The 19,539-nt window shown below is 63.2% G+C and carries 15 protein-coding genes and 1 pseudogene; 13 read left to right on the top strand and 3 right to left on the bottom strand.

Going from position 1 to position 19,539, the window contains the following annotated elements; all coding sequences use genetic code 11:
- Positions 1 to 321 precede the first annotated feature (321 nt).
- Together IEY28_RS01175 and IEY28_RS01170 are read left to right on the top strand one after the other, a co-directional pair.
- The gene (locus IEY28_RS01175) at positions 322 to 1,161 is read left to right on the top strand and encodes a hypothetical protein (RefSeq protein ID WP_188993777.1); all 840 of its coding nucleotides are present in this window, start codon (positions 322 to 324) and stop codon (positions 1,159 to 1,161) included.
- A gap of 535 nt (positions 1,162 to 1,696) precedes the next feature.
- Positions 1,697 to 2,298, top strand: a pseudogene (locus IEY28_RS01170) (IS5 family transposase); the annotation flags it as partial.
- 417 nt (positions 2,299 to 2,715) lie between these two features.
- Here the strand turns inward: IEY28_RS01170 and IEY28_RS01165 are convergent.
- Complete coding sequence (locus IEY28_RS01165; RefSeq protein ID WP_188993775.1) at positions 2,716 to 3,774, bottom strand: glycosyltransferase family 4 protein; 1,059 nt, start codon at positions 3,772 to 3,774, stop codon at positions 2,716 to 2,718.
- An 81-nt stretch (positions 3,775 to 3,855) separates the two neighbouring features.
- Here IEY28_RS01165 and IEY28_RS01160 point away from each other — a divergent pair, with 81 nt between their 5' ends.
- Both IEY28_RS01160 and IEY28_RS01155 read left to right on the top strand, forming a co-directional pair.
- Positions 3,856 to 5,655, top strand: coding sequence for a S9 family peptidase (locus IEY28_RS01160; protein WP_188993773.1), 1,800 nt, complete (start codon positions 3,856 to 3,858; stop codon positions 5,653 to 5,655).
- Between the two features lie 148 nt (positions 5,656 to 5,803).
- Positions 5,804 to 6,292, top strand: coding sequence for an NUDIX hydrolase (locus tag IEY28_RS01155; protein WP_188993771.1), 489 nt, complete (start codon positions 5,804 to 5,806; stop codon positions 6,290 to 6,292).
- Here the strand turns inward: IEY28_RS01155 and IEY28_RS01150 are convergent.
- On the bottom strand, positions 6,289 to 7,347 hold the full coding sequence (locus IEY28_RS01150; protein ID WP_188993769.1) for an NAD(P)-dependent glycerol-1-phosphate dehydrogenase: 1,059 nt from the start codon (positions 7,345 to 7,347) through the stop codon (positions 6,289 to 6,291). The genes IEY28_RS01155 and IEY28_RS01150 overlap by 4 nt on opposite strands.
- Positions 7,348 to 7,504: 157 nt before the next feature.
- Here IEY28_RS01150 and IEY28_RS01145 point away from each other — a divergent pair, with 157 nt between their 5' ends.
- The 3 genes from IEY28_RS01145 to IEY28_RS01135 all read left to right on the top strand — a co-directional run bounded on the left by IEY28_RS01145 (position 7,505) and on the right by IEY28_RS01135 (position 12,618).
- Positions 7,505 to 10,051: a glycoside hydrolase family 3 protein gene (locus IEY28_RS01145; protein WP_188993766.1), complete on the top strand. Its 2,547-nt coding sequence runs from the start codon at positions 7,505 to 7,507 to the stop codon at positions 10,049 to 10,051.
- 130 nt (positions 10,052 to 10,181) lie between these two features.
- Positions 10,182 to 11,276, top strand: coding sequence for a TrmB family transcriptional regulator (locus tag IEY28_RS01140; RefSeq protein WP_188993764.1), 1,095 nt, complete (start codon positions 10,182 to 10,184; stop codon positions 11,274 to 11,276).
- Positions 11,277 to 11,553: 277 nt separating this feature from the next.
- Positions 11,554 to 12,618 (top strand): DUF7973 family transport facilitator, encoded by a 1,065-nt coding sequence (locus tag IEY28_RS01135; RefSeq protein ID WP_188993762.1) that lies wholly within the window; start codon positions 11,554 to 11,556, stop codon positions 12,616 to 12,618.
- A 33-nt stretch (positions 12,619 to 12,651) separates the two neighbouring features.
- Here the strand turns inward: IEY28_RS01135 and IEY28_RS01130 are convergent, their stop codons facing one another.
- Positions 12,652 to 13,638: an NAD-dependent epimerase/dehydratase family protein gene (locus tag IEY28_RS01130; RefSeq protein ID WP_188993760.1), complete on the bottom strand. Its 987-nt coding sequence runs from the start codon at positions 13,636 to 13,638 to the stop codon at positions 12,652 to 12,654.
- Between the two features lie 330 nt (positions 13,639 to 13,968).
- Here IEY28_RS01130 and IEY28_RS01125 point away from each other — a divergent pair, with 330 nt between their 5' ends.
- The 6 genes from IEY28_RS01125 to glpR all read left to right on the top strand — a co-directional run bounded on the left by IEY28_RS01125 (position 13,969) and on the right by glpR (position 19,506).
- Positions 13,969 to 15,291, top strand: a complete 1,323-nt coding sequence (locus IEY28_RS01125) for a sugar ABC transporter substrate-binding protein (protein ID WP_188993757.1) — start codon at positions 13,969 to 13,971, stop codon at positions 15,289 to 15,291.
- 50 nt (positions 15,292 to 15,341) lie between these two features.
- Positions 15,342 to 16,271, top strand: coding sequence for a carbohydrate ABC transporter permease (locus IEY28_RS01120; RefSeq protein ID WP_188993755.1), 930 nt, complete (start codon positions 15,342 to 15,344; stop codon positions 16,269 to 16,271).
- Between the two features lie 2 nt (positions 16,272 to 16,273).
- Entirely contained in the window at positions 16,274 to 17,194 is a 921-nt protein-coding gene (locus tag IEY28_RS01115) for a carbohydrate ABC transporter permease (protein ID WP_188993753.1), read from the top strand.
- 6 nt (positions 17,195 to 17,200) lie between these two features.
- Positions 17,201 to 18,331, top strand: a complete 1,131-nt coding sequence (locus tag IEY28_RS01110; RefSeq protein ID WP_188993751.1) for an ABC transporter ATP-binding protein — start codon at positions 17,201 to 17,203, stop codon at positions 18,329 to 18,331.
- Positions 18,332 to 18,333: 2 nt separating this feature from the next.
- Positions 18,334 to 18,507, top strand: coding sequence for a hypothetical protein (locus IEY28_RS01105; protein WP_166968734.1), 174 nt, complete (start codon positions 18,334 to 18,336; stop codon positions 18,505 to 18,507).
- A gap of 219 nt (positions 18,508 to 18,726) precedes the next feature.
- The gene (gene glpR, locus IEY28_RS01100) at positions 18,727 to 19,506 is read left to right on the top strand and encodes an HTH-type transcriptional regulator GlpR (RefSeq protein WP_188995660.1); all 780 of its coding nucleotides are present in this window, start codon (positions 18,727 to 18,729) and stop codon (positions 19,504 to 19,506) included.
- The last annotated feature ends 33 nt before the right edge of the window (positions 19,507 to 19,539 follow it).

Genomic DNA, 19,539 nt, shown 5'->3' with positions numbered 1-19,539 from the left:
TCGGCTACTCAGAATGGGAGTGGTACTACCTCGGCGTCGGTTGAAAATACACGCGTCTACGATGGAGAGGCTACCCACGACGGCCGAGTGCGGTCGAAGTGGAGGCGAACTCGAACCCAATGGCATCGGGCGTAATTGATGTGCTGGAATCTGAAGAAGGGTCGGCATAGAATCAGTGGCACTACAATATAAGCGTATAAGGAATGCTTGACATGCTGTTGGTTTTCCAGATCTATACCGACCAGATTATTTCCATTGTATTAATAAATTAAAATAGAATTGATTGAAAAGAGTTATAATTGATGACTTAATTGAAGGATAATGATGTGCGAAAAAGACCGAATCTCGATTGGTCGCCGTAAAATATTGAAAACATCCGGCGCATCTGTCGCGGGCCTTGCTGGTCTTTCAGGATCTGCCTTTGGACAGAGAGGCCGCCGACGCACGGCCGATTCGGAATCCGATTGCAATAGCTGCAGTGACAAAATAGATCTACTCGCTCAAGACGACAGATACTCTCTCATTCAGGCGAGAAAATCCGAGCTGAAGCATGCTACCGAGAGTGAGGGTGCATATCTGGTCCGAGTCGACAAAGAGACTTCGGAAGTGATGGTCCAAGATGTTGACCGATCAGTAGGACCCAGTGAAGTGACTGCCCAGGGCGGAGTTCGGGGCAGAGTCCGGGTACAGGCGCACGATAAGGTGGTTGAAAAGCATTATGTTGACATTCAACAGACGGGGAACTGTCCAGCTGATCACTACGACGACCACTACTCCTTCGTTATCGCCGCCAAGACCGATAAAGAACTTGATGAACTCGGTGACGGGACGGTTGAAGCAGTACTATGTGGTGCTGTCGCTAGCAAAATAGGCACTCCAATTGCGGGAGGGTTCGCTGCAGGAATATGCTATCTCATTGGGAAGCTGTTCCTGAGCCACCTTGTTGACTATGGCGGGCGAGAGTTCACTATCGGTGGATATGATAAGAACAGTCGCGGATGGCCCGGCGGTCCCGAAATTCGCACGCTCTCAAGTACCGGTTACGATACCGATCGGTCGGATCTGTCTAAGGTCGTAGATGTACCGAAGGCCCACTTGGAAGCAGGAGAAAACATGACTGTTGGAGGCCCACTTATGCCGCCTATCCCAGATCTGGGCTAGTCTGAGTCAGCAATCACCGCTAACTACAGAGTATTCTCATCGCTCATATTTCAAAATAATCATAGGTCCTGTCGGCGGTTTTATTGGGTATTCGTAAGCAAATTTATTCTGGTTTATTTTAAGAATTTTCTAGAGAATCAATCGCCGAAGCAACGACAAGCAAACAAAGTGAGATTACAACTATGAGGGTAGCTGTTAGATATGGTTGATATTGATTTACACTCAAAAAATGAGGAAGTAGTAGATTACCAACAACAACAGATGCCACTACAGAAATAGGAAAAGTGGCGTATAATAGCAAAGGCTGTCTCCATTCCTCTGCTGGCGAAGTGATTTTACCCATCCTTATCGCAAAAGAAAAGCGAGCGTCTGTAAATGTTTTCTGATCAAATTCCGGCAAGGTGCCTCATCAAAGCGTCGCCAAATGAAGGAACTCCGCCCAATCGATCGAAAAAGTGGGCTCTGGTGAACCGGAAGACGTCGTCGGCTCCAACCGTCAGAGCGAGGAAAGTGAAGCGGGAAATCGACGATGCCTATGTCGAAGATCTCCCACTTCACGAGGAAAGCGGTCCAGTTAGCTAAAAACGCAGTTGGTGGCTTCGCCGAGTACGCGGTGCTGTCGCTGCACTGTCTGCGGGTTTATTTGAGAAATTGTACAGAGAAACCCTCGACCTGCTAAGCGAGATGCCGCAAATACTCGGGGAAATCGGTCTCGACTCGGCCGATCTCCCCGACCACTTGACGCTAGTGAAGTGGTTTGACAGGATCAAGACCGCACTCTGGCGAGTGCTGCTGCGCCTCTCGGCGCAGCTGCACGACCCGAGCGGTCACGCCGCGATCGACGCGACGTTTTTCCACCGCGAAACAGCTAGCAAACACTACTGCCGCCGGACCAATTACCGGGTCCAAACGCTCAAAACGACCGCTCTCGTGGGCACAGAGAGTCACGCGATTCTGGACGTTCACTGTACGACCGAGAAAACGCACGACACACAGCTCAGCTGGCAGGTCGCCCGCCTCACTGCGGACAAAGGCTACGATTGGATGGAGTTACGCGAAAAACTCTGCGAAGACGACGTAAGACCGGTGATCAAACATCGTGAGATCGTCCCGAAGTGTGTCGTTCACAACATCAAGCGCGCCGTGACACCGTGGAATCACCCACCGTCTGGCGATTTACCACGGCCCATTCAGTTGGACATTCACACACGAAGCAGGAACGCGTGATTGGGACTTTTGTTTCATAGTATTCGATCAGAAAACCTGTGCCGGGGAAGACGACAACTGCAATTCAACAGTAGAATATGACTTAACTGCGGGGGTAGCAGACTTGGAAGCCACAGTAGAAATTGATGGCATCGGGGTACCGCATTACGCGATATACATCGTCGAGGTACAAGGCGAAGCATGCATCTACGACCCAAGCTATGGATTCCGATGCAAACATTCAGCTGGCAAACCGATGGCGAAGAGGCCAGACAAGACGGTCTGATACCGAACAACGCTTACGTCAACGCTATCTGCGATGTTGTTTGCGAGGGTTTGAGTTCCTGCTCAGAACAGGCCATGGGCCTCGACCAGTCGCTCGTACAGCGACTCGTACTCGCCGCGCACCGCGTCGTGGTCGAAAGCCGCCAGCGACTCGTCGACGGTCCGCCGTTCCATGTCCGCCGAGGCGACTATCTTGTCGGCTATCTCCTGCGGATTCGTCACGCGGAAGGCCCGGTCGCGCTGCTCGACGAGTTCGTGGGCGCTGGAGCCGGCCTGATACTCCACGATGCCGATACACCCGGCGGCCAGCGCCCACAGGAGGTCCGTCGCGAAGTACTCGCGGAACGCCGTCTGGACGAACACCTGCGCGCCCTTATAAATGGAGACGCGCCGCTCGCGGTCACACGCGCCGACGAACTCCACGCGGTCGTCGATTCGGAGGTCGGCAGCCTCCTGTTCGTAGACCTCACGCTGGGGTCCGTCGCCGACGACGGTGGCCGACCAGTCCTTCTGGCGGAGTTCCGCCAGCGCGAGGAACAGCGACTCCATGTTCGCGCTCTCGTCCAGCGGATGGGCGTACACCACGTCGACTTCCTCGGCCGGGTCGACCTCGCGGACGAGGTCCATGTCGATGCTCTCGGGGACGATGGTCGTCCGGTCGTCGGGTGCGCCGGCCTCCCAGAGACCGGTTTGGACGAGTTCCGAGGGGGTGACGAACTGGTCCGGAGCGCGGAGCGACCAGTCGGTCCGGCGGGCCTCGGGCAGGGCCTCGTCGCCGTACCACTCGACGACCAGCGGCGCTCGGGAGAGCGTCCCGCCCAGCGAGGCAGCGAGCAGCACCGACGGCGGCGAGGGCACCGCGTGAATCACGTCGGGGCGGTAGTTCGCGAGCAGTGCGGGCAGACGCGTACAGAACGAGGGGACGGTCGGCGAGACGGTGACGGCGCGGTACGTGACCTCCTCGGGGGCGAACCGCTTGCCGTAGCCCTCCCACCACTGTGAGCAGAACACGGACACTTCGTGGCCGGCGTCGGCCAGTTCGCCGGCGACGCGTTCGATTCGGCGTCGACCTTCGGTGTCCCGGTAGTGACTCGTCTCCATGGCGACGACCGCGACACGCATACCCATCGTCTCGACGGGGGTTCTCAAAAAGCCACCCGTTCGCCGGCAAGGGTTTTGGTCGCACCACTCCTCGGGAGAGGCGTGTACGACTACGACCTCGAACGCTACCTCAACGTCCGCAGCGCCTACGGGGCCTCCATCTCCCCGGAGGGAACGCTGGCCTTCCTGATGGACACGACCGGCGTCGGACAGGTCTGGACGCTGGACGAACCCGGCGGGTGGCCGGACCAGCGGACCTTCTACGACGAACCGGTGAGCTTCGTCGACTACTCGCCGACCCGCGAGGAACTCGTCTTCGGGATGGACGAGGGGGGCAACGAGCGCGCCCAACTGTACCGGCTGGACGACGACGGCCGGGTGACCGAACTGACGGCGATGCCCGACGCCAAACACCGCTGGGGTGGCTGGCGGCCCGACGGCGAGGCGTTCGCGTTCGCCTCGAACCGCCGCGACGAGGCCGTCTTCGACGTGTACGTACAGGACCGCGACGCCACCGGTGACGACGCCGAACTGGTGTACGAAGGCGACGGGTGGTTCACCGTCTCCGGGTGGTCGCCGGACGGCCAGCACCTCGCCATCAGCGAGGCACACTCCAGTTTCGACCAGGACGTGTACGTCCTCGACGTCGAGTCGGGCGACCTGACGCACCTGACGCCACACGAGGGGAGCGTCCGGTACACGAGTGTCTCGTGGGGCCCCGAGGGCGACGCACTGTATCTGGTGACAGACGAGCGGTCGGACACCCTCTCGCTGGCCCGGCTCTCGCTGGAGGGGGACCTCGAAATCGTTCGTGACGACGAACAGTGGAACATCGACGGTGTCGCCATCGACCAGGACACCGGCCGCCTCGCGTACTCCCGGAACGTCGAGGGCTACAACGAGATTACGGTCGGCGAGTTCGACGGCCCGACCGACGTCGAGGCGTTCCCGTCACCGGACCTGCCCGGCGGCCTCGCCGGCGGCGTCGCGTGGGGGCCGGAAGCCGAGGAGTTCGCCGTCAGCGTCACCGGCCGCAGCGTCAACACGAACGTCTTCGTCGTCGACACCGAGCGCGGCGAGAGCGAGCGCTGGACGGACGCGTCGACGGCGGGCATCCCACAGGAGACGTTCGTCGAACCCGAGGTGGTCCGCTTCGAGAGCTTCGACGGCCGCGAGATTCCGGCGCTGTTCTCGCTCCCGCCGGCGGCCGAGAACGACGGCACCACCCCCGTCATCGTCGACATCCACGGCGGCCCGGAGAGCCAGCGCCGGCCCTCCTTCGCCGGCCTCACACAGTACTTCCTCTCGCGGGGGTACGCCGTCCTCGAACCGAACGTCCGCGGGTCGACCGGCTACGGGAAGGCCTACACGCACTTAGACGACGTCGAGAAGCGGCTGGACTCGGTGAAGGACATCCGGGCCGGCGTCGACTGGCTCCACGACCACCCGGCGGTCGACCCGAACCGCATCGTCGCGATGGGCGGGTCCTACGGCGGGTTCATGGTGCTTGCGTCGCTGACGGAGTACCCCGACCTGTGGGCCGCGGGCGTCGACGTCGTCGGCATCGCCAACTTCGTCACCTTCCTACAGAACACCGGCGAGTGGCGCCGCGAACTGCGCGAGGCCGAGTACGGGTCGCTGGCCGAGGACCGCGAGTTCCTCGAATCCGTCTCGCCCATCAACAAGGTAGAGCGCATCACCGCACCGCTGTTCGTCCTCCACGGCGCGAACGACCCGCGGGTGCCCGTCGGCGAGGCCGAGCAGATAGCCGACGAGGTGGCCGACCACGGCGTCCCCGTGGAGAAACTGATATTCGACGACGAGGGCCACGGCATCAGCAAGCGGGAGAACCGCATCGAGGCGTACACCCGCGTCGTCGAGTTCCTCGACGAGCACGTCTGACCGGGCGCGTTTAGACCGGCCTCGCGAGCGACCGCCGGACGGCGGCCGGGTGGAGTCGACAGCCCCATCGCTCTCTGTCGGTTCTCCAGCGTATCCGCACCGAGAGCGATTGAGTGGGTTTATACGCGGTCCGTCCCAGCCACGCGGCATGGACGTTTCCGACCGCTCTCGGGCCCGCGTCGAAGAGCGACTGAGCCGGCTCGACGCGGAGTTCGGCTCGCCGGCGGTCACGCAGACGACGTTCGAGGTGGACGAAGAGAGCTACGAGCGAGCGGTCGAGCGGTCCCGCGACGGCCAACTCGACGTCCACGCCATCGTCCGCGACGAGGACGGCGCCGTGATGCTACGAGAGGGCGACGGAGAGTGGATGCTCCCGCGTGGACAGACCCGCCCGGACGAAGACCTAGAGACGGCGGCAAAGCGCATCGTCCGAGACGCCGCCGGCGTCGACTGTACCGTGACGGACGCGGTCAGAGCGACCATCTCCGGCGTGCGAAACGGTGACGACGAGTCGGCCGAGACGGTGTATCGACTGAGCGTCGTGTTCACTGCAGAACTGACCGAAGGAGAAGGCCAGCGGGGCGACGAGGCGGTCCGGTGGGACGCGAACCCCGACGCGGTCGGCGAACTCGTCTAGACGACGCCCGTGACCGTCGCGGCCTCGATGGCGGCTTCTTCGCTCATCCCGTCGCCCAGAATCGTGTACCGGTCGCGAATCTCGTGGGCCGTGGTCAACGCCTCGATGACCGTCTCGTGGTCGATGCCGAGGTCGTCGGCCGTCGTCGGGGCGCCGAGCGCGCCGAGCGCGTCCCGGACGTCGCGCCAGCGCCCCTTCGGCCCGCTGTGGAGGTACTCGGTCATGATGGCGCCGACGCCGACCTGATGGCCGTGGAGCGCGGCGTCGGGCGCGATGCGGTCGAGTTGGTGCGAAAAGAGGTGTTCGGCGCCGCTAGCCGGGCGAGAGGAGTCCGCGATGGACATCGCGACGCCGGAGGAGACGAGCGCTTTGACGACGATCCACGAGGACTCTTCGAGTCCCTTCTTGATGGAACCCGCGCTGTCGACGAGCATCTCGGCGGTCATCTGTGAGAGGGCACCGGCGTACTCCGAGTACGGGACGTTCTTCAGTCGATGTGCGAGTTCCCAGTCGCGGACCGCCGTGTAGTTCGAGATGATGTCGGCACACCCGGCGGTGGTCAAGCGCCACGGGGCCTCGGCGAGGATTTCGGTGTCGGCGACCACCGCAAGCGGCGGTTCCGCGGCGACGCTGTGGCGGGTATCGCCTTCCGGGACCGAGCCTCGCCCGGAGACGATGCCGTCGTGGCTGGCCGCCGTCGGGACGGAGACGAACCCGAGGCCGAGGTCGTCGGCCGCCATCTTCGTGATGTCGATGGCCTTCCCGCCGCCGACGCCGATGGCGAATCCGGCCTCGACCTCCTCGGCGTGGGCGATGACGCGCTGGACGGCGTCGAAACTCGCCTCTTCGATGACGATCTCGGCCGGGTCGTACCCCGCCGCCGCGAACTGCTCGACGACCCGTTCGCCCGCGACAGCGTGTGGCGTCGGGCTGGAGACGACCAGCGGCCGACCCGAGAGGTGGAGTTCCTCCACGGCGGCGAGCGTCTGGTCGAGCACGCCGTGCCCGATGACGACGTTCCGCGGGAGGCGTATCCATGTAGATTTCTCGAACATACCCCAACTCCTCCCCGTGATGGGAAAATTGTTTGTCCTCACACGGTACTGCAGGAGTTTATTCCGAGAGCATGTTTCAGATACAAATGCTTTGACAGTCGTCTCACCAGTAATTACCAGAAACAATTATTAACGTCCGCGGGTGGCTGCGGACGGGATGACACGAAACCCAGACACGGCTGACGACACCGGCGCGGAGACGTCCCGGCGGACGTTCATGAAGGCGACCGGAGCGGCGACGGCAGCGGCGGCGGTAGGCACCGGCGCCAACGGCGCTGTGGCACAGACCGACGGCGACGTAGACGCGATTCTGAACGACCTGACGCTCGAACAGAAGGCGGGACAGATGACGCAGGTGACGATCAGTTCCTTCGAACCCGATCCCGGGGAGTCGAACGTCCCCGACAGTTTCGGCGTCGACACCGTCGGCGAGTACTTCAGCGAACTCGGCGTCGGGTCCGTCCTCTCCGGCGGGGCAGCCCCGCCAAGTTTCGACGGAAGCGAGGTTGTCTCGGGCATCAACGCCTTGCAGGAGTACAACCTCCGGAACGCCGACCACGGCGTCCCGTTCCTCTACGGCGTCGACGCGACGCACGGCAACGGCCTGTTAGCGGGTGCGACCGTCTTTCCCCAGCGACTGAACATGGGGTCGACGCGCGACGTCACACTCGTCGAACGGGCCGAGCGTCACACCAGCGACGCCACGGCGTCGATGGGCGCTCACTGGACGTTCGCGCCGACGACGGACCTCCAGCGTGACCCCCGGTGGGGTCGATTCTTCGAGGGCATCAGCGAGGACCCGAAACTCACAGGCGACATGTCTCGGGCACGCACCCGCGGATTAGAGGACGACGACCGACTCACCGCGTGTGTCAAGCACTTCGGCGCGTACTCCATCCCGAACAACGGCAACGACCGCGCGCCCGCGTCCACCTCGCTCCGAGACCTCCGCACGAACGTCCTCCCGCCGTACCGCGAGGCGTTGCAGGCCGAACCCGGCACGGTGATGGTCAACAGCGGCGCGGTCAACGGCAAACCGGCCCACGCCTCCCACTGGCTACTGACGCGGATGCTCCGGGAGAACTACGGGTTCGAGGGGATGGTCGTCTCGGACTGGGACGACCTCGACCGGATGCTGACGAACCACGATTACGCACCGACCTTCCGGCAGGCGACGAAAGAGGCCATCAACGCCGGCGTCGACATGTACATGATAGGCAACGGCGGGAACGCCCCCGGTCCCGTCGAGTACATCGACACCGTCGTCTCGCTGGTCGAGGACGGCGAGATACCGATGGCACGCATCGACGAAGCGGTACGGCGGATTCTCGAACGCAAAGCCGACCTCGGCCTGTTCGCGGAACCGACCGTCGACGAGTCCCGCATCGACGGCATCGTCGGCGGCGCACAGGAGACGTCCGAGCAGTTGGCACGGGAGTCGCTGGTCCTCTTAGAGAACGACGACGACACGCTCCCGCTCTCGGGCGACGAGAACGTCCTGCTGACCGGCCCCGGCGTCGACGGCGACGGGAACAACACGCGGGCGCTGATGCAACACGGTGGCTGGACGCTCGGGTGGCAGGGGCCGAGTGCCGGCGGCCCGTTCCCGCGACAGCGTCTCCTGACCGAGGAACTCCGCTCCCGGGTCAGCAGTCTCACCCACGTGCCGACGACGTACGAAAACACCACGTGGTGGGCCGGACAGGGCGACGGCGAGAACCAGCAGAGCGACGAGAACGGGGAGTTCGAGTTCACCGACGAGCAGGAGTCGGCCGTCCGGTCGGCCGCACCCGACGCCGACGCCGTCGTCGTCGTCCTCGGCGAAGGGAGTCACAACGAGGGCTTCGGCGACAGAGACGAACTCGTCCTCGACGAGTCACAGCAACGACTCGTCCGGGTCGTCTGCGAGACGACGGACGACTCGACGCCCGTCGTAGGCGTCCTGCTGGCCGGCAGTCCCCGCGGTGGCCCCGAGACGTTCGCGCACCTCGACGCCCTGCTGTTCGCCGGGCAACCCGGGAGCGACGGCGGCGCGGCCATCGCCGACGCCCTCGTGGGCAACTACAACCCGTCGGGCAAGCTCGCGTTCAGTTGGCCGGGCAACGCCGGGACGCCGGTGGGGACGACGCCGGTACAGTACAACCGCTACCCGCCGACGTCGACGGGCGGGACCGACAACGCTCCGCTGTTCGAGTTCGGACACGGGCAGAGCTACACCACCTTCGAGTACGGGACCGTCTCGCTGTCCCGGACCACCGTCGGGAATCCGGCGAACCAGTCCGAGGTGACTGTCAGCGTCGACGTCACCAACACCGGTGAGATGGCGGGCGACCACGTCGTCGAGGTGTTCAACACCGAGTCGTACGGGTCGGTCCTCCAGCCGATGCGTCGACTGCTGGGCTACGAGCGCGTCTCGCTCGACGTCGGCGAGACGAAGACGGTCGACGTGACGGCCGACCTCACCGCGCTGGAAGTCGTTCCCGGCGATATCCTCGGCGTCCAACCGAAAGTCGTCGAGGCCGGCGACTACGAACTCACGGTCGGTCGGGACGGCCCGACGACGACGCTGACGGTACAGAACACGCGGAGCATCACCGACTCCGAGCCCGTCCCCGGACGCTACGACATCGACAACGACGGTGACGCCGACATGGCGGACGTGAAAGCGCTGATGCAGGGCATCAGGACCCGCGACGACGACTGACGAGCGGGGCGGCTCACCCAACAGCGAACTCGCGTCGTCGTACACGGGTCGACCAAAGACTAAAGTACTGGAGAGAGGACGGGACTACCGGTGCAGTGCCCCGCTGGCACCCAGTACGACGGACCACACGATGCCGAACAAACCAGACATAGATGCGGCGACCATACGCGGGAAACTCCAGCAGTACGGCTTCTCGGAGACGGCAGCGGAGACGTACCTCGCCGTCGTAGAGCGCGGATCGGCGACGGCCAGTACCGTCGCAGAGGCCGCCGGGGTCTCGACCAGTTACGTCTACGACGTCTGTGACGACCTCGCGGCCGACGGCTTCGTCACCGTCGAGGACCACCGGACGCCGACGGAGATACGAGCGGTCGACCCCGCCGACGCGTTCGGGCGTCTCAAGAGCGACCTCGACACGCTGGAGTCGGCCGTCACCGCTCGGTACCAACAACACACTGGCGAGGAGGACACGTTCGAAGTCGTCAAGTCTCGGCCGACGATGGACAAGCGACTGGTGAGCCACATCGACGCGGCCGACTCGGAGGTGGTCCTCCAGTTACCGGCCCAGCGGCTCCCGACCGTCGCGGACGCACTCAAGCGGGCGCGGGACCGAGGCGTTCTGGTCCTCCTCTCGCTGAACGGCGACCCGAACCACGGTCCGACAGGTACCCTGAAGACGTCCTCGGAGGGGGACGCCGACGGCATCGCCAGCGTCGTCCGGTCCGGCCTCGCCGGCGGGCCGTCGCTGCTCGCGGCCGACCAACGACGCGGGTTCGTATCGCCGGCGACGCTGTTGAGTTGGGACCACGACGAGACCCGCGCAATCGCGTTCCGGCAACACGACGTCGCCTCCGTGCTGGTCGGGTCCTATCTGGGGAACTACTGGCCCATCGGCGAGGAACTACTCGTGGCCAGACCGCCGTCGCTCCCGGTGACGTACCGGATGTTCCGCCCTCTCGTCTTCGCCGTGACGTTGCAGTTGCGGGCCGGCAACGACGTCGCCGTCGACCTGTACGCCCGACGGGTCGGTACCGACGACTCCTTCGAGACGATCAGCGGCACCGTCGTCGACGTCCGGCAGAACCTCGTCTCGCCGGCCAACAGCGACTTCGGGTTCGAGAACTCGCTGATAGTCGACATCGGGTCCGAACGCATCAGCGTCGGCGGGGTCGACGCCTTCCTCGAAGACTACGAGTGCAAACAGGCGACCGTCAGGCCGACCTAACGCCAGATTACTCCGACACACTGTCCACGGCCACGTCGACCCGCTCCCTGTCCGGTCGTCTGTCACAGATGCGGTAACTGGTGCCAAACTATACTGTCAAGTAGCGATATCTTTCCAGTCGAGGCGGACGTCTGGGTCGCCAGCACCGCCGACGCACCTCAGCAATGATAGCGATACACGTCGAATCGAGCGGTCAGGTACCGACAACGGGTCCGACGAGGCGAGGCGTCCCTGTGACGACGTGGCTGTTCCCGAATGAACACGTGCGGAGCCACCCATGCTAGGGACGCTGTTACAGGTCCCGGTTCTGGGCATCGAGTTCTCGACGCTCGTCATCCTCTTTATCGCCGCGTTCGCCGGGGGCGCCTTCGGTGCGGCACTCGGGGCGCTCCCGGCGTTCTGTTTCACCGGCTTCATGGTCATCGCGGGCGAGGCCGCCGGGTTCGCACAGGCCGAGATGGCTGGGAACGTCACCGGACTAGTCGCGTTCGGCCCAGTGTTTGGCCCCCACATCTCCTTTGCCGGCGGAGCGGCCGCCGCGGCCTACGCCGCCAGAGAGAACGAGATGGGTGCCGGCTTCGACTACCACAACGCGAAAGCGATCACCTTCGCGCTCGGCACCGAACCGAGCCACCTCGTCGTCGGTGGCCTGTTCGGCATCGCGGGGATGCTCATCACGCAGTTCTCCGCGGCGCTGGCGCTCCCGTGGGACCCAATCGCTATGGGCGTCACCCTCAGCGCCCTGCTCCACCGCGTCGTGCTGGGCTACTCCATCATCGGCGTCGTCGCCGGTGACGGCCTCTTCGACATGACGCCGTTCGAGCGCGGCGAGAAACGGGCGGCGGGCGCGGTCGGCGGCGACGCGGACAAACCCGGCAAGGAACGGTTCGCCGTCGAACCGTGGCTCCCCCACCAGTACAAGTGGAGCGGCGTCGCCCTCATCGGACTCGTCACCGGCATCCTCGGCGGCTACATCTGGTTACGGACCGGGAGCTACTTCCTCGGGTTCGGCATCAGCGCGGCCTCGCTGACGTTCCTCAACCTCGGCGTCGAGAAGATCCCCGTCACGCACCACATGACCTTGCCGGCGTCGACGGGCGGCGCCGCCGTCGTCGCCAGCGACCCCACCGCCAGCGGCGTACTGGTCGTGGTCGTCGCCGCGGTGTTTGGCATCTACGGCGCGCTGCTGGGCGAGGTGTGGCAACGGATATTCTACGCCCACGGCGACACGCACTGGGACCCGCCCGCGGCGGCTATCACGCTCGCGACGTTCACTATCGCGGTGCTGTCCATCGTCGGCGTCTTCCCCGGGTCGGCGTGGGTGCCGGCCCTCGGGATCTGACTCGTCGGGTCCCGTCTCGGCTTCCGTCGCGCCTCACTCGGTGAGGTCGTCGAGTAGCGCGATCTCCGTCTCTCGGTCCGGGCCGAACTGACGGCCGGTTCGCTCGTTCTCCCGGTGTTCCGCGACCGTTCGCTGGAGCGCGAGTCGCTGCGGGGTCGACGACCAGCCCAGCGCCCTGAGTTTCGCCGTCTCCAGTACGTGTGGCGAACTCCGGTACATGGGGAAATCCTGTGGTTCGAGGCCGTTGCGCGCCAGGTCGCGCGCGGTGGCCCCGACAGTCTCGACGCCCGCCTCACAGGTCTCTGCCAGCAGGTCTATCCACTGCCCCAGCATGGGTGCGTGTTCGTCACCGACGTTGTAGGCCTCGCCGGCCGCACCGTTCTCGGCGACGATACGGAGCGCACTCGCGACGTCCTCGACGTAGGCCATCTGCCAGAGGCTCAGACCGTCGCCCGGGACGGCGATGCGGTCCGCTACGTCCACCCGGTCCACCCAGTAGGCGAACCGTTCGGTGTAATCGTGGGGGCCGTAGACGACGGTCGGCCGGACGCTCATCGCGCGGACACCCGCCTCGGCGGCCGCGAACACCGCCCTGTCGCCCTCGGCTTTCCGCGGCCCGTAGGTCTCGGCGCTGTCGGTCGTGGCCTGCTCCTCGGAACACGGTTCGAGCGCCGTATCGTCCTCGCGTTTCGGGACTCGCTCCTCGCCGTAAGCCGCTCCGCTGGAGACGTAGACGTACGCGTCGGCGTCGGCGAAGATGTCCGTCGCGGCCCGGACGTCTGCCGGGAAGTAGGCCACGCAGTCGACGACCACGTCTGGGTCCACGGCGTCGGAGGCCGCTTCGAGCGTCGCCCTGTCGCGGCGGTTGCCCTCGAAGTGAGTCACGGACTCGTCGTCGGCGAAGGGGTTCTCCCGCGTCCCCCGGTTGAACATCGTCACGTCGTAGTCGGCGTCGCGGAACTCCGCGACGGTGTGGCGACCGATGAAGCGCGTCCCGCCGATGACGAGTACGTCGTCCATACCGGCGTATGGAGCGGCGGCGTCAAAACGAGTTGGGTGACAGTCGGACGTCCCGCTGCCCCGAACCGAGCGCGACCGCCGTCGGCGACCGACGCGACGAGTCGTGCACATTTTGCTCACCCGTTCACGCGATATGCACGATATCGCTCACGCCCCTCAGCAGTCGCCGCCGAGGTGCCTCGTCACACAAATTGCCAATATATGCGTTTCTGACCCGAATTACGGCATCTTGGGGAGTTTTTGATACGCGTTACGTAATACCTCGTAGTGATTATGTGTGAATAATAACCCACATAATTTATTAACCATGCCCAAATGGTGTTCATTTGCATGCAGCGACAATCCAAGCGAACTCGACGACGGTTCATCAAAGGAGCAGGCGCTATCGGCACGGTCGCACTCGCGGGGTGTGGCGGGAACGGTAGTTCGGACGGCGAGAGCGGGTCCGACGGGTCCGGCGAGACCACGGGGACCGGCACGGAGTCAATGGCCGACAGTATCGTCTTCTACAACGCCGGGAGCCTCAAGTACGACCCCGGGACGGAGGCGAACATCGAGCGATTCGAGGACGAGACGGGCATCTCCGTCGAAGTCAACGAGGTGCCGTGGAACAACCTAAAGACCAGCCTCACCACCATCTGGCGGAACAAGGACGCGACGGTCGACGCCTTCAACGGCCCGACGTGGTGGCTGGCGGACTTCGTCGCCTCCGACTGGCTCGAACCGCTCGAACTGGGCGACAGCCACATGTCGAACTTCCCGAAGAACCTCCAGAACCTCGTCACGCTGGACGGGAAGACGTACATGGCCCCCGAGTTCGGCAAGTGGGGGACGTACCTCTACGACCAGACGCACTTCGAGGAGCAGGGCGTCAGTGAGGCTCCGCAGACGTGGGACGAAGTCGTCTCGAAGGGCCAGCAGTTGAAGACCGAGAACACGTCGCCCTTCGCGTTTACCTGGTCGAACAAGAGCGTGTTCACGTTCAAGCAATTCCTCTACCAGGCGGGTGGCCAGCTGTTCAACGATAGCAACGAGCCCGTCTTCGTCGACGGGGGGATGGACGTCATGGATTTCTTCACGAAACTCCGCACGCAGGACCTGATTCCCGATGGCATCTCCAGTATGGGCGAGGGTGGCGCTGGCGACACGTTCATCGCCGGCCAGCTAGCCTCCGTGGAGTCGTGGACGCCGCTGGGCGCACGTGCACTCGACGCCGACGGGTGGGGCAAGGACCGTCTCGCCAGTGCGAAACCCCCGAAAGGTCCCGACTCCCGTGCGACGTTCCAGGACACGAACGGTATCAGCGTCTCGGCGTTCTCCGAGAAAAAACGGGCTGCCAAGAAGTTCGCTCAGTTCATGACGACGACGAAGTCGTCGAAGACGAACATGAAGGTGGAGGGCAACCCCGCGGTCATCCCGTCGGTGTACGACTCCGAGGAGATCCAGAGCCAGTACCCGTCGTGGCTGCTCGAGGACATGAAGTTCAACCTCGAACACGCAAAGAGCGAGACGTATCTCGCCCAACCACAGGTCGACGACTACCTCGCCGAACAGATCACGCCCGCGCTTCTGGGCGACAAGGACCCACAGAAGGCTCTCGAGACGGCACAGAGCAACATCGAGCGGCTGTATCAGGACATCGGGTTGCTCTGATCGGGACCCGTCACAGAATCGCCAACTAATCACACAGCGACCCTTACCACATGTCGACAGAAAAACAATCACTGCGACGCAAACTCGACCGGCTGTTCGTCCCCTTGACGGTCGGCCCGACGATGCTCTGGATAGCCGGCATCATCGTCTACCCGACCCTGAAGTTACTCTGGAGCAGCGTCTTCTGGACGAATCCGATAACCAGTCAAAAAGAGTTCGTCGGCCTTCGGAACTTCAAACGACTCATCTTCGCCGAGGGGGGCAGCGGGACGTTCCTCGGCCTCGCACCGGACTTCGTTTCGATTACCTGGCACACGTTCGTCTACGTCGGGCTGAGCGTGAGTATCTCGTTCGCGCTGGGACTGGGCATCGCGCTCCTTCTCGACAAAGACCTCAAGGGACGCGGGTGGTTCAGGACCGCCGTCATCGTCCCGTGGATTCTCCCCTACGTGATGAGCGGGCTGATGTGGCGCTGGATGTTCAATTCGGAGTACGGCGCCATCAACGGGATACTCACCCAATCCGGCCTCCTGTCCAGCAAAATCGCGTTCTTCTCGGACGGGACGCTGTCGATGATGGCGCTCGTCATCGCGGACATCTGGGTGTTCACGCCCTTTATCATCATCATCCTGCTCGCGGGGCTCCAGAACGTCCCAGAGCAGTTGTACGACGCCGCCGAAGTCGACGGCGCCGGGAAGATATCGCGCTTCGTGAACGTCACGTATCCGTTCCTGAAGCCGTCTATCCTCGTTGCCCTGACCATCCGAATCATCTTCGACATCCGCGCGCTCGACCTCGTCTGGGTCATGACCCAGGGCGGCCCGGGGAAGTCGACGGAAGTCTGGGCCTCCTGGCTCTACCGCACCGCACAGGTATTCAACCGCCCCGGAGAGGGTGCAGCACTCGGTGTCGTCCTGCTCGCGGTCACGTTCATGATCGTGGCACTGCTGTACAAAGTCTTCGGTGAGTCACCCTACTAACAATGAGCACGAAACAATCCACTCTCGGCCAACTGATAGCGGCACTGGGACTGGACACCGAAAACGAGTGGTCCCACGTCGTCCGCGAGCGCCTCGTCGCGTACGCACTGCTGGGGCTGTACGTCTTCGTCATCTGGTTCCCCATCTACTTCATCTTCATCACGAGCATCAAACCGACGTCGGCGGTGCTGGACATCCCGATATCCTTCGTCCCGACCCAGCCGACGGTCAGCAACTACGTCGAGATATTCCAGAACCGGCCGTTCGAACTGTACACGCTGAACAGCCTCATCGTCGCGAGCACCACCACCATCATCTGTGTCACGCTCGGGACGGTCACCGGCTACTCGTTCTCCCGGTACGACTTCGTGGGCAACAAGACGCTGTTGCTCTCCATCGTCGGCGCACGCATGATTCCGCCCATCGCGCTCATCGTGCCGTTCTTCAGCATCATGTCGAACCCGCCGCTCGTCGGCGGCCTGACCGGGAGTCTGTACGACACGCGCATCGCGCTGATACTCACGTACACGTTCTTCAACCTCCCGTTCGCCGTCTGGATAATGAAGAACTACTTCGACGGCGTCCCCGAGTCGCTGGACGAACAGGCCCGTATCGACGGCTGTTCGCGCTGGGAAGGGTTCGTCAAGATCATCCTGCCGATGGCGAAACCCGGCATCGCCGCGACGGCGATTCTCGCCTTTATCTTCTCGTGGAACGAGTTCGTCTTCGCACTCGTTCTCACGTCTTCGGAACAAGCACAGACCCTGCCCATCGCCGTCTCGCTGTTCGTCGCGGACGACTTCGTCGACTGGGCACACCTCGCCGCAGGCGGGATGATCGCGGCCCTGCCCGGCATCCTGTTCGGCCTGTTCTTCCAGCAGTACATCGTGAGCGGACTGACCCAAGGAGCTGTCAAGGAGTAACCAACAATGGCACACGTAGAACTCAACGACCTCGTAAAGGAATTCGACGACGTCACCGCAGTCGACGGCATCTCGCTGGACATCCCCGACGAGAGCTTCACCGTCTTCGTCGGCCCCTCCGGCTGTGGGAAGACGACGACGCTGCGCCTCATCGCCGGCCTCGAACGCGCCACGGACGGCGAGATTAGCATCGGCGACGAAGTGGTCAACGACCGGCGCGCGTACGAACGTGACATCGCGATGGTGTTCCAGAACTACGCGCTGTACCCCCACAAGACCGTCCGCGAGAACATGCGCTTCGGGCTGGAACAGCACGACACGCCCGAGGACGTCATCACGGAACGGGTCACCGAAGCCGCAGAGCTCCTGCAGATACAGGACTTGCTCGAACGCAAGCCCTCGGAGCTCTCCGGCGGCCAACAACAGCGCGTCGCGCTCGGCCGAGCCATCGTCCGTGACCCCGCAGTGTTCCTGATGGACGAACCGCTGTCGAACTTGGACGCGAAGCTCCGCGTGCAGATGCGCGCGGAACTGAACAAACTCCACGAGGAGCTATCGACGACGACGGTGTACGTCACCCACGACCAAGTGGAAGCGATGACGCTGGCCGACCAGATAGCCGTCATGGACGACGGGCAGATACAGCAGGTGGGCGCGCCCACGCACGTCTATTCGAACCCGCGCAACATGTTCGTCGCCGGGTTCCTCGGGTCCCCCAGCATGAACTTCATCGAGGGGACGCTCGAACGCGACTCCGCAGAGAAGCTACAACTCGACATCGGGACGGACACCCACGATATCCCCGACGAGTTCGCCGACGAACTGGAGGCGTATCTGGACGATCAGGTCGTGCTGGGTATCCGCCCCGAGAACATCTCGCTCAATCAGGACGGCATCGCCGCGAACGTCCACCCCGCCACCGTACAGGTCGTCGAACCGCAGGGCGAGAAGACGGTCCTCGAACTCGACCTCGACACCGGCCAGACCATCAAGGCCGCCGTCGACCCGGACACGACGGTCCAGATGGGCGACAGCGTCAACCTCAGATTCGACCGCGACTCGCTCCAGTACTTCGACCCCCAGACCGGGGAGTCCCTGACCTACGAGTCGAAGTCCGAGCAGAAACTGACCGCCTGACGATGCGACCAGACACCACCCGTAGCCTGTCACGCGTTACACTGGCTGCGTTCGGCATCGCCGGGATACTGGCAGCTATCGCCGTGTACGACTACGCGACTGGTGTCCACGGCGGCGCTATCGTCAGCAGCCTTGGGACGATCGTCGCGACGCTGTTTGGGGTCCTCACCGAGTAATATGAGGAACGCATATTTATGAATACGACACAGACTGTAAATATAACGGCGTGCGGCGGACGAGGGTGTCCGTCGTAGACGTATGCAAGACCGAATATACCGATTCCGTCGGTGGAGCCTCTCGGTGTCGAGAATGTCGATTATAAACAAGGCTATACGCGTCGCTACTATAGCTACGAACCGACAACCGGCGCGTTCGATACGGAATAACTCGTGACTATGTTGCCCGAGGAACGACGAAAAGAGATAGTTCGAAAAGTAAACAGCAGTGACAGGGTCACAGTCGAGGAACTCACGGAGACGTTCGGTGTCTCGGGGGCGACGATTCGACGCGACCTGGCGTCGCTGGCCGAGGACGGTCTCATCGAGCGGTTCCACGGCGGTGCGCTCCCTGCCACGAACGGACGGGAGGACGTCACGGACACCCGAGTGACGAACAGCGTCGAGAACCCAAACGGGAAACGTGCCATCGCCGAACGGGCGGTCGAAGAGTTGAGCGACGGCGACGCCGTCTTTTTCGACACCGGCCAGACGACGATGGAAGTCGCGAGAGAGCTTCCGGAGTCGGTGTCGCTCCTCGTCGCGACGAACTCCCCGGAGAACGCGTTCGAACTCCGGAAAGCCTGCGGTGAGGTGAAAGTCGTCGGTGACTCGCTCCGACCGACATCGGATGCCCTCGTCGGTCCGAGCGGCGAGTCGTATCTGCGCAAGACGAACTTCGACATCGTCTTTCTCGAAACCGACGCCATCCAACAGGACGGGAGCCTCTCGGTGTCGAACGAGGACGAGGCCCGCATCAAGTCCTTGCTGGTCGACGGCGGCCATCGCGTCATCCTCGTCGCTGACGGGAGCAAACTGGGCCAGCAGAGTTTCCGTGAGTTCGCTACCGTCGACGACATCGACGTGTTCATCACCGACGTCGCGTTGGGCGAGGATATGCGGGCCGTCTTCGACCGGGCCGGCGTCGACGTCGTCGACAATCTGGTCGTCGTGAGCTAACAGCCGGGTTTCGAAGCGGCCGTTAGCCGACCT

The sequence above is a fragment of the Haloarcula pellucida genome (assembly GCF_014647235.1).
GTDB lineage: Archaea > Halobacteriota > Halobacteria > Halobacteriales > Haloarculaceae > Haloarcula > Haloarcula pellucida.
The sequence above is the reverse complement of the archived record's forward strand: the minus strand, read 5'-3'. Positions and strand labels throughout refer to the sequence as shown.

Coding starts and splice junctions, on each gene's coding strand:
- IEY28_RS01175 (WP_188993777.1), top strand. CDS start 322: ATGATGTGCGAAAAAGACCGAATCTCGATTGGTCGCCGTAAAATATTG.
- IEY28_RS01165 (WP_188993775.1), bottom strand. CDS start 3,774: ATGCGTGTCGCGGTCGTCGCCATGGAGACGAGTCACTACCGGGACACC.
- IEY28_RS01155 (WP_188993771.1), top strand. CDS start 5,804: ATGGACGTTTCCGACCGCTCTCGGGCCCGCGTCGAAGAGCGACTGAGC.
- IEY28_RS01150 (WP_188993769.1), bottom strand. CDS start 7,347: ATGTTCGAGAAATCTACATGGATACGCCTCCCGCGGAACGTCGTCATC.
- IEY28_RS01145 (WP_188993766.1), top strand. CDS start 7,505: ATGACACGAAACCCAGACACGGCTGACGACACCGGCGCGGAGACGTCC.
- IEY28_RS01140 (WP_188993764.1), top strand. CDS start 10,182: ATGCCGAACAAACCAGACATAGATGCGGCGACCATACGCGGGAAACTC.
- IEY28_RS01135 (WP_188993762.1), top strand. CDS start 11,554: ATGCTAGGGACGCTGTTACAGGTCCCGGTTCTGGGCATCGAGTTCTCG.
- IEY28_RS01130 (WP_188993760.1), bottom strand. CDS start 13,638: ATGGACGACGTACTCGTCATCGGCGGGACGCGCTTCATCGGTCGCCAC.
- IEY28_RS01125 (WP_188993757.1), top strand. CDS start 13,969: ATGCAGCGACAATCCAAGCGAACTCGACGACGGTTCATCAAAGGAGCA.
- IEY28_RS01120 (WP_188993755.1), top strand. CDS start 15,342: ATGTCGACAGAAAAACAATCACTGCGACGCAAACTCGACCGGCTGTTC.
- IEY28_RS01115 (WP_188993753.1), top strand. CDS start 16,274: ATGAGCACGAAACAATCCACTCTCGGCCAACTGATAGCGGCACTGGGA.
- IEY28_RS01110 (WP_188993751.1), top strand. CDS start 17,201: ATGGCACACGTAGAACTCAACGACCTCGTAAAGGAATTCGACGACGTC.
- IEY28_RS01105 (WP_166968734.1), top strand. CDS start 18,334: ATGCGACCAGACACCACCCGTAGCCTGTCACGCGTTACACTGGCTGCG.
- glpR (WP_188995660.1), top strand. CDS start 18,727: ATGTTGCCCGAGGAACGACGAAAAGAGATAGTTCGAAAAGTAAACAGC.